The sequence below is a fragment of the Microcystis panniformis FACHB-1757 genome (assembly GCF_001264245.1).
In the GTDB taxonomy this organism is placed as follows: Bacteria; Cyanobacteriota; Cyanobacteriia; order Cyanobacteriales; family Microcystaceae; genus Microcystis; species Microcystis panniformis.
This window is the reverse complement of sequence record NZ_CP011339.1, coordinates 1,070,184-1,093,199: the sequence shown is the minus strand read 5'-3', so window position 1 is coordinate 1,093,199 and position 23,016 is coordinate 1,070,184. Positions and strand designations below refer to the sequence as shown.

The following is a 23,016-nucleotide window of genomic DNA, read 5'->3' as shown; positions in this document are numbered from 1 at the left end:
TTAAGTACAATCAAGAAAAATTGCCAGATTTCAGAATCGTTCTTGGCTCTTGCCATTGAGCAAATCTATTGTCATCATAGACTAAAATCTAGATCTAGCCATGGTTTTCTAGAAACTTGGCCCGATGTTTAGATATCGATCGAGCCGGAATTGTTATGATCAATTCATGAAGTTTTATGACAGTATTTCCCCGTGAACATGAACCAAATCGACTATCTCAGGATTAGTTTAATCGATCGCTGTAACTTTCGCTGTCAGTATTGTCTGCCTGAAGATGCAGAATTGGCCTATGTTCGACCGCAAGACTTACTCACCCGGGAGGAAATTCTTACTTTAGTCAAAAATGTCTTTATTCCCCTCGGTTTCCGCAAATTTCGTCTTACTGGTGGGGAACCTCTCTTACATCCCGAAGTAGTGGAGATTGTGCGCGACATCGCCTCTTTATCTGCTACTAGCGATTTAGCCTTGACCACTAATGGCTATTTACTTGACAATTTAGCCGAAATGTTGTATGAAGCCGGACTAAGACGGATTAATATTAGTTTAGACTCCCTCGACCCCGACACTTTCGATAAGATTATCGGTAATCGCGGCCGGAGTCGTTGGCAAAAAACTTGGGCAGGTATTCAAGCAGCCCAGAGGGTGGGTTTTGACCCCTTAAAATTGAATGTGGTGGTGATTCCGGGGATAAATGAGGCAGAAGTGGAAGATTTAGCGGCTTTGACCATCGATAAGCGTTGGCACGTCCGTTTTATCGAGTTTATGCCCATCGGTAACGGTGATTTATTTCAAGAAAAAGCTTGGATTGCCAACGAGGAATTAAGGGGGCGAATTCGGGCAAAATGGGGCTTAAATGAGGGTCAAGTGCGGGGAAATGGTCCAGCCGATGTTTTTCAAATTCCGGGGGCTAAGGGTACAATCGGCTTTATCAGTCAGATGTCGGAGTGTTTTTGCGATCGCTGCAACCGCCTACGTCTCTCGGCCGATGGTTGGTTGCGTCCCTGTCTCCTCAACGAAACCGGACAAATTGACCTAAAAACTGCCCTCCGTCAGGGAATTTCGCCAGCAGAAATCAGGGAAAGAGTGCGGGAATTAATAGAACTGAAGGCAGAAATAAACTTTAAACTGCGTGATTCCGGCACATCAAGCGGCATTTATACCCGTACTATGTCCCAAATTGGCGGCTAAAAATCTACTGTCCGAATTCTACTCTAGCCTGTTCCACCATTTCCACGGTAACTCGATCGGAACCGGCATGACGAGCTAATTCTTCTATCCTTTGACGCGCTTGGTAACGAACAAAATAGGGAATATTTTTCAGTTTTGCTTTTGCTTCTGCGGTCCATTGTAGTTGATCGGAAAAATCTAGAGCGTCCATAGATTTAACATATAGTAGTCCGTCTATTATACCAAAAAAGATTAGCTATTTTGAGATGACAATTTTCTTGACAGCGACTCTTTTTCAGGTTTCTCTTAATTTTAGGTTTCTGCTAGGTCAAAATTGACTCTTTGATATAAATCTTGCAAAGAAATCTGCCAATCCACCGACACCAATTGTAAAACTGCATTTTCCCCTGTAAGGAAATCAACTAACCATTGATCATCCTTTTGTTTATAGTAACGTTCTACACTATAACTAGATTGTTCAATCAGAATATATTCCTGAAAAGTTGGCAGAGAACGATAGAATTTAAACTTATCCCCTCGATCATAAGCTTGGGTAGAATTAGAGAGAACTTCGACAATAATTAAAGGATTGATCACGTTAGATTGACTATTACCTTGATAGAGAGGTTGACCTTTAATCACCATCACATCGGGATAGGTGTAAATGCTATAATCTGACAGCCATAAACGCACCGTTTCCATGTAGGTATAATAATCTTGATTATTGATAGTCAGAGGAAATCTTCGATAGAAGTTTCCAGCAATCTGATTGTGATTAGTGGTAGCTCCTACCATTGGGATAATTTCTCCTTGACGATATTCATTTTTATCTTCGGACGTTTCCTCCAGAGCGAGATATTCTTCGGGAGTATAATATTTAGTTTCGGTAGTGCTTAACATTTTTGACTCTCCTTCCTATTCTATTTTCTAGGATACAGCATTTCTCTAAAAAGAGACAAAGTTATCCTTGAGCAAGGCTATCAATTGAGTGGCTCGGAAAAGTGTATTTTCAATATCTCAGAAATCCTTTGACGCGCTTGGGAACGAACAAAATAGGGAATATTTTTCAGTTTTGCTTTTGCTTCTGCGGTCCATTGTAGTTGATCGGAAAAATCTAGAGCGTCCATAGATTTAACATATAGTAGTCCGTCCATTATACCAAAAAAGATTAGCTATTTTGAGATGACAATTTTCTTGACAGCGACTCTTTTTCACCTTTCTTTTAATTTTAGGTTTCCGCTAGGTCAAAATTGACTCTTTGATATAAATCTTGCAAAGAAATCTGCCAATCTACCGACACCAATTGTAAAACTGCATTTTCCCCTGTAAGGAAATCAACTAACCATTGATCATCCTTTTGTTTATAGTAACGTTCTACACTATAACTAGATTGTTCAATCAGAATATATTCTTGAAAAGTTGGCAAGGAACGATAGAATTTAAACTTATCCCCTCGATCATAAGCTTGGGTAGAATTAGAGAGAACTTCGACAATAATTAAAGGATTGATCACGTTAGATTGACTATTACCTTGATAGAGAGGTTGACCTTTAATCACCATCACATCGGGATAGGTGTAAATACTATAATATGACAGCCATAAACGCACCGTTTCCATGTAGGTATAATAATCTTGATTATTGATATTTAAAGGAAAATTACGGCAAAAATTTAGACAAATCTGATTGTGATTAGTGGTGGCTCCTACCATTGGGATAATTTCTCCTTGACGATATTCATTTTTATCCTCGGACGTTTCCTCCAGAGCTAGATATTCTTCGGGAGTATAATATTTAGTTTCGGTAGTGCTTAACATTTTTGACTCTCCTTCCTATTCTATTTTCTAGGATACAGCATTTCCCTAAAAAGAGATAAAGTTATCCTTGAGCAAGGTTATCATTTTTCCCTTAATCTCTGGCAAAAAATGCTGAGAAATCCACAATTAAAAATATAACTATCAAAATTGCTCACGCCAAGGGTTAAAATAAACTAGATAAATAGTTTTATGTTTAGTTTCTCCTATGTTTAACTGGTTCCGTCGTCAGAAAGTCCAACCCGAACAAGAACAAGCACCCCCTGCACCCGTAGAGGAAACCCCCAGCGAGGCAACCAGTCAGGAAGACTATTTAGATTGGGCCAAAAAAGCCTTTAAAAATATTCAAGAGAAAAAAGCCACGGCCGAGGCCGTCGTGAGCGAACCCTCTGAAACATCTATTGCTGAAACCGAACCTCTGCAAGAGGAAGAACCGGTTAAAGAAGAAGAAACCGAGGATAATACCCCCGCATGGCTGAAAAAATCTGATCGCCTCGAAATTCTCAAAGAAACCGCCATCGAAACCCCCACAGAACCAGATGAGGACTTTATCTGGTCCGCCAAAGTTTTAGCCAATCAGGGACGACAAGCAGAGGACGTTTCGGAAGAAGAAATCACTTGGTTAAAAAAATTGCGTCAGGGTTTAGGCAAAACGCGCCGCAGCTTGGTCAATCAGCTTAAGGCCGTGGTCGGTCAGGGTCCCCTCAATCAAGATGCGGTGGAGGAAATCGAAGCTTTATTGCTTCAGGCCGATGTGGGGGTAGATGCCACCGATTATATTATCACTACCCTCCAAAATAAGCTAAAACAGGAAGCTCTGCCCCCCGAAAAAGCGATCGAATATCTCAAAGAAATTATCCGCGAGATTTTAGATGCACCTTTAGCCAATTATAGCAACCCCGGTTTTGAGCCAGAAAAAGGCAAATTAAATATCTGGATGCTCACAGGAGTTAACGGAGTCGGTAAAACGACGACTATCGGCAAATTAGCCCATTTATCTAAACAATCTGGCTATAGCTGTATAATCGCCGCTGCCGACACCTTTCGCGCTGCTGCCGTGGAACAGGTGAAAGTTTGGGGAGAGCGATCGCAAGTCGAAGTAATTGCCAACCCGGGCAAAAATACCGACCCGGCCGCCGTGGTGTACGATGGCATCGAAGCCGCTAAATCTAGGGAGGTAGAATTACTTTTAGTAGATACGGCGGGAAGATTGCAGAATAAAAAGAATTTAATGGCAGAATTAAGCAAAATTCGCCGCATTATCGACAAAAAAGCCGAGAGTGCCGTGGTGGAATCCCTTCTAGTTCTCGATGCCACTTTAGGACAAAACGGGCTGCGACAGGCCGAGGTTTTCTCGGAAGCTGCCCAATTAAGCGGCGTGATCCTGACTAAAATCGATGGTACAGCTAAAGGAGGTGTCGCCCTTGCCGTAGCGCGTCAGCTTAACCTACCGATTCGCTTTGTTGGCGCTGGGGAAGGAATCGAGGATCTGCGGCCCTTTTCCAGTTACGAATTCGTGGAAGCTTTACTGAGTGGCGATTAATCTCACCCTAGCTATCTTTCATAATCTTTTCATGGTTGCTTCATAATTGTCTCATTTTTAGTTATGCTAGAACTGGAGACTCAGGGTAACAACTATGCAAACGACAATTACAGTTAGTCATCTAGGAGTATATTATCGCGGCGTGGAAGCCCTACGGGATATCACCCTGAAAATTCATCCAGGACGATTAACCGGTATTATCGGTCCCAACGGTGCGGGCAAAAGTACCCTGATCAAAGCCATGCTAGGATTAATTCCCGTACAACAGGGAAGCGTTAACTATCAAGGGCAATCTCTACAGCAACAACTGGATAAAGTCGCTTATGTTCCCCAAAGATCTCAAATCGACTGGACCTATCCCGTCACCGCTTGGGATGTGGTAATGATGGGGAGAGTCAGAAAAACGGGTTGGTTTCGTCCTTTTTCCCATATTAGTCGTCAACGGGCTTTAAATGCCCTAGAACGGGTGGAAATGGCTGATTTACGCCATCGTCCCCTCGGTCAGTTGTCGGGAGGACAACAGCAAAGAGTCTTTTTAGCCAGATCTTTGGCCCAAGAAGCGGAGATTTTCTGTTTTGATGAACCTTTCGTTGGGGTAGATCAGAAAACCGAGGGGATTCTTTTTAATATCTTTGGTGAGTTAGCCCAAGAAAATAAAATTGTCATGGTCGTTAACCATGATTTAGGCGAATCTATCACCCATTTTGCTGATTTAATCCTCTTAAATAAAGAATTGATCCTCGCCGATCAACGATCTAAGGTCTTAACTGATTTTAATCTCCGGCGTGCCTATGGGGGTAAAGTCTCCTTCTACGATGCCATGACACCACCAGATCATCGCCGATCGAGTCTCGATTATCTCGATCGCCTGTCGAAAAACAATGCGATAAACTAGAAGCGAAGATATTTTGGCTGACTGCCGATAGGGACACCGATGAAAACTATTTCCCCGCAAGAAGTAACAGGAACGATCGAACTGGCTCCTAACTATCGAATTCCCCTGTTTTTGGTAATTTTATCGCTGCCTTTACTCTTTTTACAGGTCTGGCTGGGCATAATTTTCTCCCTGTTAGGGCTATTCTTGATGTTCCAGACTACCCGCATTCGTCTCCAGTTTACCCCCACCTCCTTAGATGTCTATCTATCTGGGCAACAAATTCGCTCCTTTCCCTACCAAGAATGGCAAAATTGGCGGATTTTCTGGAATAAAGTCCCGATCCTATTTTATTTCAAAGAAATTAACAGCATTCATTTTTTGCCCATTATCTTTGACAGCGCAACCCTGAGACTGTGCCTCGAAAAATACTATCCTTTAGCAGCATCGCCAGCGATCGACTCAGAAGCGAACTAAGATTGAGTTAAAATAAAATCTAGCAATTAATAGCGTCTTAAGTAGGTAGGTGTTAAAAATTGTCAGATCCCCCCGCCTATCGGCACCCCCCTTATTAAGGGGGGCAGGGGGGATCCCCCCGCCTATCGGCACCCCCCTTATTAAGGGGGGCAGGGGGGATCGAAGGCAAGATATATCGTCTATTAATTAGAACCACTTACTTAATTGCCTGCCTTGGCCCTCTGTTCGCTCTGCATTTCTAAAGCCGATGAATTCAGAAGATTTTAATGTTTTACCCCTTGACAAAATGACAGACTTACCCAATGAATCTGTCGAAGAATTTAGTTTTGATGATCTCTGGAACGATCGCCCAGTAGAGAATCCGCTGCCATCGGCAATCGCCCCCGAAGGCGAATTAGTTCCCACAGCGCAGGCGCAACCCCTGCGGGCAGAAATCGAGGCTCTAGAACGGCAAAAACAGAGCCTAGAGGCAGAAATCTCGGCATTAAAAGCGGAAAGAGAACGCTTGATCGCCGAGGAACTAGGAGATATCAAAGCTCAAATCGAAAGAATGCTCAAGGAAGGCGTAAAAGACCTAGAACAACGCAAACAGGCGTTAGAAGTGGCGATCGAACAGTTAGAACGCCGTCGTGAGCGGATTCGGCAGGAAATGCGGAGTAATTTCGCCGGAGTCTCCCAGGATATGGCCGTGCGGGTTCAGGGATTTAAAGACTATCTGGTGGGCAGTTTACAGGATTTGGCCGCGGCTGCCGAACAGTTGGAATTACCCCGTTTTGAAACCCCCGAAAAATCCCCCCGACCCGTGGAACCTCCCCTGCGGACCGAACGGGAGGAAAACCCCCGTCCATCCCGTGGCAGTCAAGGCCGGGATGATCGCGAAGAAAGTCCCCGTCCCTCCCGTACCAGTAACCAAGGCCGGGATAATTGGCAAGAACCCCGTCGCTCTAACCGTTCGGGTTATGAATCGGAACCGGTGGGGCAATCCACCCCTAGACAGGGCTTTTCTGACCAAAATCAGCGCATCCAAACTCTTTTAGACCGTTATCGCAGTCGTCCTGACTATTACGGTCCGCCTTGGCAATTACGGCGCACTTTTGAACCAATTCACGCCGAACGGGTGCAACAGTGGTTCTTTAAACAGGGGGGCCGGGGTACTGTTCGCGGTATGGGCAGCCGTCTCCAGAATATTCTGGTCGCTTCGGCAATTATCTCGATTATGGCGGAATTACAGGGCGATCGCTTCCGTTCTCTCGTTCTGGCTAATAGTCCCGAACGTTTAGGCGAATGGCGGCGCGGTCTCCAAGATTGTCTCGGCATTTCCCGCGCCGATTTTGGACCAGACCGCGGCATCGTTCTCTTTGAGTCTCCCGAAGCTTTAATTCAAAAAGCGGAACGTTTAATTGAGGATAAATATTCACCGCTCATTATCATCGATGATACCGAAGAACGGCTCAATTTCGCTCTTTTACAATTCCCCTACTGGTTAGCTTTTGCCCCTGAACCCCAACAAAGTTCTAGTTATTGGTATTAACTAATTAGGGTTTGCGGCAAAAAGTTTTTCCTGGCGGCAGGGTGTAGGGTTTTACCAATTTTGAGGGGGTCAATTACCTAATTTTCAGGGAAAAAGTCCCGGAATTTTCCCGCCGATTACTGCAAGGGTCGGCACTTTTTGAGGTAAAAAAAATCTAAAAACCTTGTTGGATAAGGTTTTTAGATTTATTCGGCATACCCTAACTAGGGCTTGCTGAATAATGGTAAAACCCTTTTAAAATAAGGCTTTTGACCTGTTAAAGTCCGATGTTCATGCTGCGAAAATAGGATTGGGACTTTCAAAAACCTTGCATTATCCTTCTTGTAGTACATCGCTTGGTACACAAAACAAGGGCAACAAAGCCTGAAACGACTGGCTACTGACTCCTGACTCCTGACTCCTACCCCAGGAAAAACTTTTTCAGCAGACCCTAACTAAACATCGATTGTAGTCTCCAAAAAGGATAGATACACCTAGGTTAATTCCTAGAGAAGTAATTTCGGTGCTGTCAACCAGAATAACTGACACTTACCTAGGGGATTTTCTTGATTGGGAACCTCTAGACCAATTATTCCCGCTTTTTTGACCGATAATTTCCCTTGAAACTTGCCCCAAACTAGCATTTCCGTCCAATAGCCTAAATCCGGTTCGTGGCCTACCAGTGCGATCGCATTTTCCTCTCGCTGATAGTCGGACTTTTGCCACCATTGCACCCAATCTTGAATATTGCCATTGGGCGATAGGGGATTAAATTGCTCAATTTTACGGCTTAAACCCGCTTTTTGCAAAATTTCGGCGGTTTGCACGGCACGCACCAGGGGAGAAGTCAAAATTAGGTCAAATTTCACCCCCAACTGTCCTAATCTTTGGGCAATTTTAGCAGTTTTGGCCCTACCTTCCTCGGTTAAAGGACGTTCCCCATCGTTGAGATAATCCCCCGATTGTCCTGCTAATCCATGACGCACAAAATAAAGTTTCATATCAGTGTTAGGTCGGTCTTGGCAATGTTAACAGATAGCTGAGGTCTAATAGCTAGGTGCGAATTACCTTTTCATCTGGGTTAACTAGATGGGAAAGTTTCTGTTTAATTTGGGTGTCATACAGTTCCCACTTAAGTTTTGCGTATTCGGCATTATTATTAAAACCACCGAGGAAACCGATAGGAATTTCAAAACCTCCGGCCATGTAACGACCACCACCAAAAAAGCGACCTTGGTTATCCTGTCCGAAAGCTTCCTTGAGAAATTCATCGGGATCTAGGGTAATTTTACTGGTACGCATAGAACCAATGACTAACTCGATCTCCTCATCTTCATCGTGAACGATACCATAAACTAAAGCCGTGTGAACATTTTCTTCTGTCACCAAAAAATCGGCAGCTTGGGGAATCGCATCCCGGTCATCATAACGCAAATAACCCACCCCGGCGATCGAATAATTATTTTTAATAATACGGTTTTTTAAGGCCCGTTCAATCACATCCATCACCCGTCGGGATCTGGCCGATTGCAGGACAGCGTTTAATAATTGGGCATCGTAGAAACGACTGAGATAACCAGCAGCGATAAATTCACATTCTTGCGCTTGCATTAAATTATTCGTATCCGATCGCAATCCGTGCATCAAAGCTGTGGCACACTTAACATGGACGGTATCGCTAGTATTAAAACTTATTAACCCTTTTTGGATATATTGGGTTAATATCGTCGCTGTTGCCCGGATTTGGGGACGAATATCGACAAATTCCGCCTCTAGCTCCCCTTGGCGAGTATGATGATCAATCACGGCAATAATGGGAATTTTTGCCTGTTTAACCAGAGTGGTTAACTGACTATTGGTTCCCTGACCATCGACAAAAACACAACCCTGATAAACCGAAAGATCTCTATCCTTGAGGGTATGGACTCCCCAACGTTTAGCCGGTAAACCCGTTAGTTTTACCAAAGCGACATTTTCCTGATGGGAGAGAGTACCCGCATAGACTATATCGCAGTGAATATCGTACTGTTCGGCGATAATTTGATAGGCCCAGGCACTAGAAAGAGCATCGGGATCTGGGAAATCCTGCATCACCACAATTTGATTTTCGCCGCGATGATTTTCCAAAGTACGTCGCAGGCGATCGATCAGGGAAATAAGTAGGGTATCATTACTAACCGTGACTGGAGGAAGGGGACATACTGCCGACGCTTCCCCTACCAATACATCGGTTTCGAGGGATTTGGCAGGAACTAGACTCAGTAATTCAGCCATCATTTTTAGAAAAGTTCGCTTAAAGGTAAATGCAGTCAGGATTTTTTGAGCTAATCAATTCTAGACGATATCACCGCTCGATCGGTTCATCTCAAATATTAAGCTTTTCTAGCCCCTAGCTCCCCACTGTCGGGCTATAACTCTAGTCTATCGAAAGACCTCTCCTGTTTGTTCTGGGAGAGCGGTGAAGGCAATTAACCATCGCTGCCATTACTTGAGAAGATAGATACTATACAGAATCCCTTAATTTTCCCCTCACGCTCGACCATCTACCTAATTCTTGAGTGAAATTTCATGGCCCAACTGGACAACATCGAAGCGATCGAAAAAAAGCTCTGGAAAGCGGCCGATACTCTGCGAGCTAATTCTAACTATGCCAGTAACGAGTATTTTCTGCCCGTTATGGGCTTGATTTTCCTCCGTCATGCCTACAGTCGTTTTCTCAAGGTTAAAAGGGAGGTAGAGGCGGATTTACCGAAGCGAGGGGGTAAAACACGCTCCTTAACCAAAGAAGATTTCTTGTGCAAAGGAGCGATCTATCTCCAAGAAAAAGCTCAGTTCGATTTTCTGGTGGCGCTCCCCGATAGCGTCAATCGCTCGACCTCCTTGATGGAAGCAATGCTATCGATCGAGGGGGATTATCCACCTTTAGGGGGTATTTTACCGAAAACAGAGTACCAAGAGCTAGATAACGTGGTATTAGGGAATTTACTACGGATTTTAAACCCGGAAGAGTTAAAAAAAGCCGATGGGGATATTTTCGGGCGAATTTACGAATATTTCCTAACTCAATTCGCTAATCTCAAAGCTCACGATAACGGAGAGTTTTTCACTCCCGTTTCTCTAGTATCTTTGATCGCCAATGTTTTAGAACCCGATCACGGATTGGTTTTCGATCCTGCCTGTGGTTCGGGGGGAATGTTTGTCCAGAGCGCACATTTCGTTGAGAGACAGCGCATCAATCCCCAGATGTTAACTTTTAAAGGGTTAGAGAAGAATCCGACCACAATTCGTTTAGCCAAGATGAATCTCGCGGTTCACGGTTTAGAAGGGGATATCCAAAAAGCGATCACCTACTACGAGGATCCGCTGGCATTGGCCGGGAAAGTGGATTATGTGATGGCCAATCCTCCCTTTAACGTGGACGAGGTGGATAGTAAGGTAGATGGTGATGAGCGCTTACCCTTCGGATTGCCGGGGGTTAATAAAAGTAACAAAGTTTCCAACGGTAACTATCTATGGATCAGTTACTTCTACAGCTATCTCAATGATCGAGGAAAAGCCGGTTTTGTCATGTCTTCCCAAGCTTCCAGCGCCGGGAGAGACGAAGGCAAGGTAAGACAGAAGTTAATCGAGACGGGAACGGTGGACATAATGATCGCGATCCGCTCTAACTTTTTCTATACCCGCTCCGTACCCTGCGAGTTGTGGTTTCTCAATCGAGGGAAACCCGCCGAGCTTCAAGATAAGATATTAATGATCGATGCCCGCAATATTTACCGGAAAGTAAACCGGACGATCAACGATTTTAGCCCAGAGCAGTTAGAGAATATTCTCTCGATTGTCTGGCTCTATCGGAGCGAATCGAAGCGTTTTATCGATTTGGTTGTCGGTTATTGCCAGAGTATCGATCGAGAGTATCAGGGATCGATCGCTCTTTTACAAAACTATCGCGAGCATCTGGACAAGTTAACCGAGGCCCTAGAGAAATTTTATAATCTCATCGATGAAAAAGACGGAACATGGTTAGAACTCCGAACAGCATCTGAGCTTTTCAAAGATGACATGGATAAATACGCCGGTTTCGCTCCGATTTCCTATAACGCTGATGATTTAGAGACTTTACACGAGGCTGTCCGCTGTTATCACGAATACAGCGAATTTAGCCGGGATCTGGGCAAACAGGCGGATCTGGTGAATAAATTATTAGGTCGAGCGATCGAGCGTGCCGAGAAGGATCTGGGAGCAAGAGATAGTAAACTGTGGTGGAATTCCCGCGAACTCAACACCTTACGCAAAGAAGCTGATACAAGCCGTCAGAATGCGATCGAACAGCTTAAATCGGTTCGTGGTTTCTACCGTCACGCTCACTGGTTATTAGAAAGGTTCCCCGATGCCAAGCTGCGGGATGTGGAAGGGTTGGTTAAAGTGGTCGATCGCGAGGAGTTACAGGCGAATGATTGGAGTTTAACCCCCGGACGCTATGTCGGCGTTTCCCCAGAGGAGGAAGATGAGGATTTCGATTTCGAGGAAACGTTACGCGAAATTCATCTGGAGTTAAATGATCTCAACTCCGAGGCGATTCGTTTAGCTGATGAAATTGCTAAGAATTTTGAAGGGTTAGGAATTTAAAAAAGAACTTGGGTATATTTCCTTAAAGGAGACCGATGGAGATAGCGATCGTGTCTAAATTAAAATACGGTGTTTATTTTCTACCCTACAATCCCGATTTAGTACCTAGAGCCAAGGAAATGCGAAAAAATCCCACACCGACAGAAAAAAAGTTATGGGCTTTTCTCCGACAATTTCCTTTAAAAATGTGGCGACAGCGACCGATCGATCATTTTATCGTTGATTTCTATTGTCCGAAGTTGAAATTAGTGATCGAGGTGGATGGGGAGGTTCATCTTACTCCGGAGGCAATGGCTTATGATGCTAGAAGAACGAAGGTTTTAGAGGGATACGGATTAACGGTGATCCGTTTCACCAATGATGAGGTTAAATACGATTTCGAGGCGGTTTGTGAGAAAATATCGGGGTTTATTTCTTCGCTTCCTGTCTGTACGGAGGTTGATGATCCTCCTTAGTCCTCCTTGAAAATGTTATCCCCCTAGCCCCCCTTTTCAAGGCTATCCCCCCTAGCCCCCCTTTTCAAGGCTATCCCCCCTAGCCCCCCTTTTCAAGGGGGGAACCGGAACCGGAAGGGGAACCGGAACCGGAATCGGAGCGCGGTAGGGGTGCTGGTGGTGAGACGGGCGCTATGGCTGCGTAAGTCCCCCTTGAAAAGCTTGGTAATCCCCCCTAGCCCCCCTTTTCAAGGGGGGAACCGGAACCGGAAGGGGAACCGGAACTGGAATCGGAGCGCGGTAGGGGTACTGGAGGTGAGACGGGCGCTATGGCTGCGTAAGTCCCCCTTGAAAAGGGGGATTTAGGGGGATAAAAAGTCCTGCTTCCCACCGGTGATTCCCAAATTTGGTAAGTTAGAAAAGGTTACATCTGCGGGCGATTTGTTTAGCTGATGAAATTGCTAAGAATTTTGAAGGGTTGGGGATTTATTACCTTTACAATGTAAATTAGTTAAGTTGAAAATTAAGTTATGAAATTAAACAAAAAATATATAGCTTTAAATAATTTAATCATATTACAAAGAGGTTTTGATCTTCCAGAGATAGAGCGAGTTATAGGCAATATACCTGTTGTGGCTTCAACAGGTATAATCGGTTCTCACAACATCGCCAAAGTTAAGGGGCCGGGAGTTGTAATTGGTCGTAGTGGTAGCATAGGTGGCGGTCAATATGTAGCTAGTGATTTTTGGCCACTTAATACTACACTATGGGTAAAAGATTTTAAAGAACATAACCCAAGATTTATTTATTATGTATTAAAAAATATTGATTTTTCTCGTTTTAATTTCGGTACTGGCGTTCCTACGCTAAATAGAAATCACATTGCTAATATTAAAGTTTTGGCTTTCGATAAATCTCAAGAAGAAAAAATCGCCGATATCCTCTCCAAATATGATGATTTAATCGAAAATAATCGCCGCCGCATCGAGTTATTAGAACGTTCAGCCCGTTTACTTTACAAGGAATGGTTCGTCCGTTTACGCTTCCCCGGACACGAACACACCCCGATTATTGATGGTATTCCTGAAGGGTGGGAGAGATTAAAACTAGGTGAGGTTCTAACCTTACAAAGAGGATTCGATCTTCCTAGTGCAAAAAGAACTCACGGACAATATCCTATTTTTGCATCAACCGGTATTAATGGTTATCATGAAAAGGCTAAAGTTCAAGCACCGGGTATAGTGACAGGTCGAAGTGGTTCTTTAGGCAAAGTTATGTATATTGCGGAAGATTTCTGGCCGCTTAATACAACACTGTATGTGAAAGATTTTATTAAAGTTGATGCGGTATTTGCACTTCATCTTTTAGAGAATTTACATTTAGAACAATATAATGCTGGTGCGGCAGTTCCTACTCTGAATCGTAATGATATTCATAAAATTAAGGTTTTATGTCCGTCTTGTACATTGAAATCTCTTTTTCTCGCTTTCGCCAATCCGATCTATACCCAAATTCATTTTCTTGATCGGTATAATCAAAAACTAAAACAAGCGCGTGACATACTACTTCCGAAACTTATGAATGGAGAGATCGAGGTGTAGAGGCGAAAGATCGATCGCACCTGTAAAAATCCCTGAAAATTGGCAATATTAATAAAATAAACCACTCCCCCGCACGATCGACCCTATGACCACCGAGGATAAAGTACAAAAACTCACCGCCAACTGTCTGCGAGATCAACTTGGTTGGCAGAGTGTCTATGCTTATAATCAAGAGGATTACGGTGAAAACAGCCTGCTCGGACGGCAAAATCAGAAAGAAGTTATCCTCAAACGCTACCTAAAACAGAAATTACGAGAATTTAACCCCAATCTTCCCGAAGAAGCCTATAAATCGGCTATTCTCCAAATCGAAGAAATCAACTCTAGTCAAACCCTTCTGGCCACCAATCAAGAGAAACATCAACTCCTTCTCGATGGAGTACAGGTGAGCTACCGCAACGCCAAAGGAGAGCTAATTAGACAAACCCTAAAAATCCTGGATTTTGACCAACCCAGCAATAACCATTTTCTAGCGGTTCGAGAACTGTGGATACAGGGGGAAATCTACCTCTGTCGCACGGATTTGGTAGGTTTTGTTAACGGCATTCCCCTACTCTTCCTAGAAGCGAAAAACCTCAACCGGGACCTAAAAGCGGCCTACGACGAGAATTTATTAAAGTATATCCGTACTATCCCCCATCTATTCGCCTATAACGCCTTTGCGATTTTAGTTAATGGCATAGATGCGAAAATAGGTAGTTTCTGCGGCAAATACGAACACTTTCATTCATGGAAACGCCTGGCCGAGAGTGACCCCGGCATTGTCGATATGGAAACCATGCTAAAAGGAGTCTGCGATAAAAATAACTTTATCGATCTGTTAGAAAATTATATCCTTTTCGATAACTCCACTGGCAAAACCTGCAAGATTATCGCCCGAAATCACCAGTTTCTGGGGGTTAATCAAGCGATCGATTCTGTGAAAAGATGGCGGGAGGGTGCGATAAAAGATAACAAACTAGGGGTTTTCTGGCATACCCAAGGCTCTGGAAAGAGCTACTCTATGGTTTTTTTCACCCGCAAAATTCGCCGTAAACTAGGCGCAAACTATACCTTCGTTATCTGTACCGATCGCGAAGATCTAGATAAACAGATCTACTATACCTTTGCCGGTTCCGGATTGACCAATAACGAGCAAGAACTCTGCCAAGCTTCCAGTAACGAACACTTGCAGAGTCTTCTGGGAGAGCATAAAGCCTATATTTTCACCCTCATCCAGAAATTCAACCAAACCGTCAATCCCGACCAACCCTACAACTCCCGAAACGATATCATCATTATCAGCGACGAAGCCCACCGAACCCAGTACGGAACCCTGGCCAGCAACCTCCGGGCTGCACTTCCGGGCGCTGGTTTTATCGGTTTTACCGGCACCCCTCTAGTCAGCAACGACGAGATCACTAAACGCTATTTCGGGGATTATGTCTCCACCTACGACTTCCAGAGAGCGGTCGAGGATAAAGCCACCGTTCCCCTCTACTATGATGCAAGGGGTGATAAACTCTCGATCGCCGTCAACGACCTCAACGAACAGATCGCCGCCAAAATCGAAGAGTTAGAGATCGAAAATGTTGAGATAGAAGACCGTTTAGAAAGGGAATTAAGAAGGGATTACTACATCCTGACGGCCCCGCAGCGGTTAGAGGCGCTGGCCCGTGATTTCGTTGAACATTACAGCACCGCTTGGGAAACAGGCAAAGCCATGGTGATTTGTATCGACAAGCTCACCTGTGTCAAGCTGCATAACCTGATCGATCATTACTGGAGCGAAAAAATCCAACAACTGAAAAAAGACCTCAAAAAAATTACCGATGACCAAGAGGAAAACTATCGTCAGCGTCAGATTCAATGGATGGAAGCAACCCTAACGGCCGTGATCGTCAGCGAGGAACAGGGAGAGATCGACAAATTCCAGAAACACGGGTTAGATATTACCAGCCATCGCAGTGTAATCAAAAATGGCTTTGAACTGGCGGACGGTAAAAGAATCAGCCCGGAAAATGCCTTTAAACAAGCCGATCACCCCTTTCGGATCGCCATCGTCTGCGCTATGTGGTTGACCGGTTTCGATGTTCCCTCCCTCTCCACCCTCTACCTCGATAAACCCCTAAAAGCTCATACGCTCATGCAAGCGATCGCTCGTGCTAACCGGGTTAACGAGGGCAAAACCAACGGTTTAATCGTGGATTACTGCGGAATCCTCAAAAATCTCCGTCAAGCTCTCGCCGATCTCGCCCAAATTTCCGATCAGGGACGCAGGGAAGACCATCTTAGTCTCGACCCCACGAAACCGCAAGAAAATTTACTGGATGAATTGGCCCGATCGATCGAGGCAGTTAAAGAATTTTTGGGGGAAAGTAACGCATCCCTAGACGCGCTCCTCGAATATAAAATACCTAGTTTTGCCTTCAATAAAGCCATTAACGACGCGAAGGAAGCGATCAATCGAAGTGATCAGGCCCGACAAAATTTTGGACTCCTCTCTCAAGAGGTCTTCCATCTTTTTAAGGCCTGTCTTAATCAGCCATCGGTTAATCACTACCGTCCGGCTCACGACACGATTAAACTTATCTATAAATGCATTCAAGGTGATCGGGAGAAAATAGACATCGGGGAAATTCTCTTGGAAATGCGATCGGTAATCGACGGGGCGATCGATGTAACCACCGAAGCGAGGGCCGATGATACGCCACTGTACAACATCAGTAAAATCAACTTCGAGCGTCTGAAACAGGAATTCGCCAATAGCGATCGTAAGAATACCACCGTCCAAACTCTCAAAAACGCCATCGAAAACCGTCTCCGAACAATGCTCGAGCAGAATCTGCAACGGACGAACTTTCAAGAGCATTACGAGCGGATCGTCGCTGATTATAATTTCGAGAAGGATCGGGTGGCGATCGAACAGACCTTCGAGGCCTTATTAGAATTTATTCAGGAACTCGATCAAGAGTCCCAACGGGCGGTTAGCGAGGGATTAGACGAGGAATCCCTGGCCCTGTTCGACCTTTTAACCAAAGAGAATCTATCACCGCAAGAAATTGAAAAAATTAAACAGATCGCCACGCGGCTTTTGGAAACCCTAAAACAAGAGAAACTAAAGATCGATCGTTGGCCAGATAAAGAATCCAGTCGGGCGGAGGTTAAAACTACTATTCACAACTTTTTATACAGCGATAATACTGGTTTACCCGTCGATCTCTACACGGACGAAGAAGTGGAAGAAAAAACGGAAGAAGTCTTCCGTCACATCCTGCGAGTTTATCCGAGTCTGCCTTCGCCTTATTACAGCGCGGCTGCCTAGATTCTGGACTGTCCATATTTCGCTTTTCCAGAGTTGCTGATTTTAGTTCTGATAATCATCACCGTCCCTAAATATTTGCTCCGATTTTTTATAGTAAATTTATACTACTAAGGAAGCAAAGACGAAACTCTAAGTAGGTGGGTATTAAAAATTGTCAGACACCCCCATGATCAAGGAGGATCCCCCCGCCTATCGGCACCCCCCTTATCAAGGGGGGCAGGGGGGATCAAGGACAAAATCTATCTTCAATTTAATTGAAACCACTTACTTAGGGTTAAGCAATGGTTAGACAACTCGACGACAGCCCGAAAACCACAATCGTCTATCCCGATAGCGATGGTAAACCGATGGCCGACAATACAAGACAATTTCGCTGGATTACGACGATTAAAGCGAATCTAGACTGGTTATTTGCCAATGATGCCGATGTTTTTGTCGCCGGTGATTTACTCTGGTATCCCGTGGAGGGAGATAATAAGACTCGACAAGCACCCGATGTCATGGTAGCTTTTGGCAGACCAAAAGGCGAAAGAGGTTCCTATCAACAGTGGAAAGAGAACAATATCCCCCGCAAGTGGTTTTTGAAATTCTCTCTCCGGGTAATACCCAAACGGAAATGACCAGAAAACTACTGTTTTATGACCGTTATGGCGTGGAAGAATACTACATTTATAATCCCGATAAAAATGATTTGGGCGGCTGTATTCGTCGGGAAAATCGGCTCGAAAGTCTGGAAAATCTCGATAATTGGGTCAGTCCTCGCTTGGGCATTCGTTTTGAATTGGCCCAACCGGAGTTACTCTTGTATTATCCCGATGGTCAACCTTTCACCAGTTACAACCAAGAACGACAACGGGCCGAAACGGAACGACAACGGGCCGAAACGGAACGACAACGGGCTGAAGTGGAACGACAACGGGCCGAAAGGTTAGCGGCAAAACTGCGGGAGTTAAATATTAATCCCGAAGAAACTTAAAAAAATTATCGCTCGGCTCAATCGATCGAGATAGTCTCGCTACAATGAAAGTAGATAAATATCAAGTCCTCTAGCTAGAGTCGCAACAGTAAGCCCAGAAAAAATGCGCTAGGGCAGGGTTGACTAAATCGACGAAGCAATCGCTAAATAGGGGTAATTTCCGTCCACTTCTCCCCAATCCTGAACGGGAGAGGCAGAACCGAAGAATTTCTATAAAATTTCGGTAAGGGTGGAAAGATCAAGTAAGTTAGCGTTAGGGCTTAATCTTCGCCACGGAAAGTAGAACTATGACAGTTTGTGAATATCGGCCAGGTTTAGAAGGAATTCCCGCCGCCCAATCGAGTATCAGCTTTGTGGATGGGCAAAAGGGAATCTTAGAGTATCGGGGCATTCGGATTGAGGAACTCGCCGAAAAAAGTACCTTCCTCGAAACCGCCTATCTCCTTATCTGGGGTGTTCTGCCCACGGGGGCGGAACTGGACGAATTTGCCGATGAAATCCGTTATCATCGACGCATCAAGTACCGTATCGAAGACATGATGAAATGCTTCCCCGAAAAAGGCCACCCCATGGATGCGCTACAAACTTCGGCGGCGGCTTTAGGGTTATACTATGCCCGTCGGGCTTTGGATAATCCCGAATATATCCGTCAGGCAGTAGTGCGGCTATTAGCGAAAATCCCCACTATGGTGGCGGCGTTTCAATTGATTCGCAAAGGTAATCATCCCATTCAGCCCAACGATAGTCTTGATTATGCGGCCAATTTCCTCTATATGTTGACGGAAAAAAGACCGACGGATTTAGCGGCGAAAGTTTTCGATGTCTGTTTGACTCTCCACGCTGAACATACCATGAATGCCTCGACTTTTTCGGCTATGGTGACGGCTTCCACTTTAACCGACCCCTACGGTGTCATCGCTTCAGCAGTGGGAACTCTCGCCGGTCCCCTCCACGGTGGGGCAAACGAGGAAGTATTGTTAATGTTAGAGGAAATCGGTTCGGTGGCTAATGTTCGTCCCTATGTGGAAAAATGTATCGCCAACAAACAAAAAGTTATGGGTTTTGGACACCGGGTATATAAAGTTAAGGATCCCCGGTCGACGATTTTACAAAATCTGGCCGAACAATTATTCGCGGAATTAGGTTCCGATGAATACTACGATATCGCCCTAGAATTAGAACAGGCAATGGTGGATATCTACGGCGAAAAAGGTATCTATCCTAATGTGGATTTCTATTCGGGATTGGTTTATCGGAAATTAGGCATCCCCAATGATTTATTTACCCCGATTTTTGCCATCTCCCGGGTGGCTGGTTGGTTGGCCCACTGGAAAGAACAATTAAATGCTAACCGCATTTTCCGTCCTACCCAAATCTACACCGGACAACACGAAGTCCCCTATACACCGATCGAACAACGTTCTTAGATTTTATCTCCCATTCTTGATGGAAACACGGTTTCTCGCCTTTGTCAATCTTTCCTAGGCGAGATTTTTTGTCTCATTTCCTGTTATATTGATGGGGCAAGGAAACAGTCTAGCGGCTTTCAGCTTGGTCAGTTTCGGTGTATATAGCAAGACAAGGTCTTTACTTCTAGATAGTCGGACAGAAAAATATTAAAGATTATGGTGAAATTTTGGCGGGGATTAACGGTATTTTTAATTTCTTGTTTATTGCTGATTTCCCTAACTGCTTGTGGTAATCCAGTTAGACGCAATCAAGTGGTCATATCGGTATTAAGTGACCCCAAAACCTTTAATGCTGTTTTATCGGCCGAATCCCCGAATATTTTTGGTTTAACCTACGAAGGACTATTAACAGAAAATCCCATTACTGGCAAAAAAGAACCAGTCTTAGCAGAATCTTGGACAATTTCCGATGATAATTTGAGCATTATTTTTACTATAAGAGAGGGTTTAAAATGGTCAGATGGTCAACCATTAACCGTTGATGACGTGGTTTTTACCTATAAAAAATTATATCTAAATCCTGATATTCCCAACAACTACCGCGATAGTTTAAGAATAGGATTAAAAAAAGAATTCCCCGTTATCACCAAACTAGATAATCGCAGAATTGAATTTAAACTACCCGAACCTTTTGCTCCTTTTTTAGATGCTGTCAGTTCACCGATTTTACCTAAACACGCTTTAGAGAAAACTATTCAGAAAAAAAGCCCCGATGGTAGGTTGGAATTTCTCTCCACTTGGGGGTTAGATACTCCTCCCGATAAAATTGTTTTTAATGGTGCTTATAAACTCAAAGAATATATCACGGGACAAAGGATTATTTTTGAGAATAACCCCTACTATTGGAAAAAAGATGCTCAGGGACAACAATTACCCCATATAACTTCAGTAATTTGGGCAATTGTTGAATCTCAGGATACAACTTTACTGCAATTTCGTTCGGGAAGTTTAGATTCTATTGCGGTAACTCCCGAATTTTTCTCCCTCTTAAAAACCGAAGAAGAAAGAGGAAATTTCACTATTTTTAACGGGGGACCTGCCTACGGAACCCAGTTTATTAGTTTTAATCTCAACCAAGGCAAACGCAACGGAAAACCCCTAGTAGAGCCGATTAAATCCCGGTGGTTTAATAACTTAAATTTCCGTCAAGCTATTGCCTATGGCATTAATCGTCAAAGAATGATTGATGATATCTATCGAGGATTGGGACAAGAACAAAACTCTTTTATTTCTATTCAATCGCCTTTTTACGATAAAACCCTGAAAGGTTACGATTATAATCCCGAAAAAGCCAAAGAATTATTATTAGAGGCCGGATTTAAGTATAATAGTGATAATCTGCTAGTCGATGCTGATAATAATCCCGTTAGATTTAACCTAATTACTAATGCAGGAAATAAAATCAGGGAAGCAATTGGGGCGCAAATTAAAAATGATTTAGCCGCAATAGGAATTCAAGTGGATTTTCAAGCGATCGCTTTTAGTAATTTAGTTGATAAACTGAGTAATAGTCTAGATTGGGAGGCACATATTTTAGGTTTTACCGGCGATAATGAACCCCACGCCCCGAATATTTGGTATGTAGATGGAAATCTCCACGCTTTTAACCAACAACCTCAACCGGGTAGTCCTCCGATTCAAGGCTGGCAAGCGGCAGATTGGGAGAAAAAAATCGCTGATTTATACGTCAAAGGTTCCCAAGAATTAGACTTTGAGAAGCGCAAAGTTATCTATAATGAAATTCAACAACTTCAACAGGAATACGTCCCCTTTATTTATCTTGTCAATCCCCTCGCTTTGGGGGCGGTGCGTAACTGCTTTGAAGGAATACAATTCTCCGCCTTGGGTGGGGCATTCTGGAATCTAGAAGAATTAAAGAAAACCTGTGGAGGTGTTTAATGACTCATTTTGGCATTCTTTGTCCCACCGCTTCTGGACATATTAATCCTCTCCTACCTTTAGGAAAAGAATTACAAAAACGCGGTCATAAAGTTACCTGTTTTCTAACTCTTGATGGTGAAGAAATGGTGCAAGCAGCCGGGTTAGATTTTCAGGCAATTGCACCCGACAAATATCCAAAAGGCACATCAGCCAAAAATTTAGCCGAAATTGGTCAATTACAGGGAACAGCCGCCGTCCGACGCACAGTAGAATTAGTAACTAATTCTACCGCGACCCTCTTTCAAACTATCCCCCAAGAGATGCGTCGCTTGGGAATTGATGCCCTAATTGTCGATCAAGTTTCCCCCTCAGGAGGTACAATCGCAGAAAAATTAGCTATTCCCTTTGTCAGTTTTGCCGGGGCATTGGTTTTAAATCGTGATCCGCTTATTCCGCCCTTTATGACCACTTGGGACTATAATCCCTCATTTATCGGGGTTATTCGCAATAAAATTGGCTATAAACTCCTTGACTCTCTGACTCGTCCCCTGAATGAGTTAATCAACCAGCAGCGTCAAGAATGGGGGTTAATTCCCTATCAAAACATCAATCAACGCTATTCCCCCCTTGCTCAAATTAGCCAACAACCTGCCGAATTTGAGTTTCCTCGGCCAAATTTACCCGCTCACTTTCACTTTACTGGCCCCTTTCACGATTCCTCCACCAGAAAACCGATTCCTTTTCCCTACGAAAAATTAACCGGACAACCCTTGATTTATGCGTCCCTCGGTACAATTCAAAATCGCCTACAATCGGCCTTTAATGCGATCGCAGAAGCCTGTGCCGATTTGCCGGTACAATTAGTTTTATCCTTGGGCAACACCGACTCTAACATTCAAATAACGACAAAAAACGCCCTAGTTGTTCCCTACGCTCCTCAATTAGAGCTTTTAACCAGAGCCTCTCTTACTATCACCCACGCAGGCTTAAATACTACCCTAGAATCCCTAGCGCAAGCTGTACCGATGGTGGCCATTCCCATCACTAACGACCAACCGGGGGTATCTGCTCGGATAAAATGGTCGGGGACAGGGGAAGTGATTCCGATTTCCCGTCTAGAAGTTCCCCGTTTACGAAAGGCGATTGAAAAGGTCTTATCCTTCCCCAGTTACCGAGAAAATGCCCTGAGAATGCAAAAAGCACTACAGAAGACTGGAGGAGTGAAAATGGCCGCCGATATCGTCGAAAAAGCCATTTCTACCGGCCAACCCGTCCTATCGGTATAATGGCTAGGGTCTGCTAAAAAAGTTTTTCCTGGGGACAGGGTGTCGGGTGTCGGGT

At 44.1% G+C, this 23,016-nt stretch carries 18 protein-coding genes and 1 pseudogene; 13 read left to right on the top strand and 6 right to left on the bottom strand.

Features of this window, described 5'->3' with window-relative positions; translation table 11 throughout:
* Positions 1 to 198 precede the first annotated feature (198 nt).
* Positions 199 to 1,188 (top strand): GTP 3',8-cyclase MoaA, encoded by a 990-nt coding sequence (gene moaA / locus VL20_RS05355; RefSeq protein WP_052275836.1) that lies wholly within the window; start codon positions 199 to 201, stop codon positions 1,186 to 1,188.
* Between the two features lie 4 nt (positions 1,189 to 1,192).
* Here the strand turns inward: moaA and VL20_RS05350 are convergent, their stop codons facing one another.
* The 4 genes from VL20_RS05350 to VL20_RS05340 form a co-directional block, all read right to left on the bottom strand.
* Entirely contained in the window at positions 1,193 to 1,378 is a 186-nt protein-coding gene (locus VL20_RS05350) for a PCP reductase family protein (RefSeq protein WP_052275835.1), read from the bottom strand.
* 101 nt (positions 1,379 to 1,479) lie between these two features.
* Positions 1,480 to 2,067 (bottom strand): Uma2 family endonuclease, encoded by a 588-nt coding sequence (locus VL20_RS05345; RefSeq protein ID WP_052275834.1) that lies wholly within the window; start codon positions 2,065 to 2,067, stop codon positions 1,480 to 1,482.
* Positions 2,068 to 2,147: 80 nt separating this feature from the next.
* Positions 2,148 to 2,294, bottom strand: coding sequence for a PCP reductase family protein (locus VL20_RS27360; RefSeq protein WP_128575141.1), 147 nt, complete (start codon positions 2,292 to 2,294; stop codon positions 2,148 to 2,150).
* 101 nt (positions 2,295 to 2,395) lie between these two features.
* Positions 2,396 to 2,983, bottom strand: coding sequence for a Uma2 family endonuclease (locus VL20_RS05340; RefSeq protein WP_052275833.1), 588 nt, complete (start codon positions 2,981 to 2,983; stop codon positions 2,396 to 2,398).
* Positions 2,984 to 3,188: 205 nt separating this feature from the next.
* Between VL20_RS05340 and ftsY the strand changes: the two genes are divergently transcribed.
* The 4 genes from ftsY to VL20_RS05320 all read left to right on the top strand — a co-directional run bounded on the left by ftsY (position 3,189) and on the right by VL20_RS05320 (position 7,405).
* Positions 3,189 to 4,523 carry a signal recognition particle-docking protein FtsY gene (gene ftsY / locus VL20_RS05335; protein WP_052275832.1) on the top strand — a complete coding sequence of 445 codons (1,335 nt, stop codon included), beginning with the start codon at positions 3,189 to 3,191 and terminating at the stop codon, positions 4,521 to 4,523.
* A 94-nt stretch (positions 4,524 to 4,617) separates the two neighbouring features.
* Positions 4,618 to 5,418, top strand: a complete 801-nt coding sequence (locus VL20_RS05330) for a metal ABC transporter ATP-binding protein (protein WP_052275831.1) — start codon at positions 4,618 to 4,620, stop codon at positions 5,416 to 5,418.
* Between the two features lie 39 nt (positions 5,419 to 5,457).
* Positions 5,458 to 5,874: a DUF3119 family protein gene (locus VL20_RS05325; protein ID WP_002761589.1), complete on the top strand. Its 417-nt coding sequence runs from the start codon at positions 5,458 to 5,460 to the stop codon at positions 5,872 to 5,874.
* Positions 5,875 to 6,121: 247 nt separating this feature from the next.
* Complete coding sequence (locus VL20_RS05320) at positions 6,122 to 7,405, top strand: DUF3086 domain-containing protein (protein WP_052275830.1); 1,284 nt, start codon at positions 6,122 to 6,124, stop codon at positions 7,403 to 7,405.
* A 485-nt stretch (positions 7,406 to 7,890) separates the two neighbouring features.
* Here the strand turns inward: VL20_RS05320 and sixA are convergent, their stop codons facing one another.
* Entirely contained in the window at positions 7,891 to 8,385 is a 495-nt protein-coding gene (sixA, locus tag VL20_RS05315; RefSeq protein WP_002761593.1) for a phosphohistidine phosphatase SixA, read from the bottom strand.
* A 52-nt stretch (positions 8,386 to 8,437) separates the two neighbouring features.
* The gene (locus tag VL20_RS05310) at positions 8,438 to 9,661 is read right to left on the bottom strand and encodes a DHH family phosphoesterase (protein ID WP_052275829.1); all 1,224 of its coding nucleotides are present in this window, start codon (positions 9,659 to 9,661) and stop codon (positions 8,438 to 8,440) included.
* Positions 9,662 to 9,952: 291 nt separating this feature from the next.
* Here VL20_RS05310 and VL20_RS05305 point away from each other — a divergent pair, with 291 nt between their 5' ends.
* The 8 genes and pseudogenes from VL20_RS05305 to VL20_RS05270 all read left to right on the top strand — a co-directional run bounded on the left by VL20_RS05305 (position 9,953) and on the right by VL20_RS05270 (position 22,961).
* Positions 9,953 to 12,010, top strand: a complete 2,058-nt coding sequence (locus tag VL20_RS05305; RefSeq protein ID WP_052275828.1) for a class I SAM-dependent DNA methyltransferase — start codon at positions 9,953 to 9,955, stop codon at positions 12,008 to 12,010.
* Positions 12,011 to 12,045: 35 nt separating this feature from the next.
* Entirely contained in the window at positions 12,046 to 12,465 is a 420-nt protein-coding gene (locus VL20_RS05300; RefSeq protein WP_052275827.1) for an endonuclease domain-containing protein, read from the top strand.
* A gap of 509 nt (positions 12,466 to 12,974) precedes the next feature.
* A complete protein-coding gene (locus VL20_RS05295) occupies positions 12,975 to 14,045 on the top strand; it encodes a restriction endonuclease subunit S (RefSeq protein WP_052275826.1) in 1,071 nt (356 codons plus the stop codon).
* Positions 14,046 to 14,130: 85 nt separating this feature from the next.
* Positions 14,131 to 17,349 (top strand): type I restriction endonuclease subunit R, encoded by a 3,219-nt coding sequence (locus VL20_RS05290; RefSeq protein WP_052275825.1) that lies wholly within the window; start codon positions 14,131 to 14,133, stop codon positions 17,347 to 17,349.
* Positions 17,350 to 17,630: 281 nt separating this feature from the next.
* Positions 17,631 to 18,325, top strand: a pseudogene (locus VL20_RS05285) (Uma2 family endonuclease).
* A 287-nt stretch (positions 18,326 to 18,612) separates the two neighbouring features.
* Complete coding sequence (locus VL20_RS05280; RefSeq protein WP_052275824.1) at positions 18,613 to 19,752, top strand: citrate synthase; 1,140 nt, start codon at positions 18,613 to 18,615, stop codon at positions 19,750 to 19,752.
* A gap of 198 nt (positions 19,753 to 19,950) precedes the next feature.
* Positions 19,951 to 21,693, top strand: a complete 1,743-nt coding sequence (locus VL20_RS05275; RefSeq protein WP_052275823.1) for an ABC transporter substrate-binding protein — start codon at positions 19,951 to 19,953, stop codon at positions 21,691 to 21,693.
* Entirely contained in the window at positions 21,693 to 22,961 is a 1,269-nt protein-coding gene (locus tag VL20_RS05270) for a glycosyltransferase (RefSeq protein ID WP_052275822.1), read from the top strand. The genes VL20_RS05275 and VL20_RS05270 overlap by 1 nt, the downstream gene beginning before the upstream one ends.
* Positions 22,962 to 23,016 lie beyond the last annotated feature (55 nt).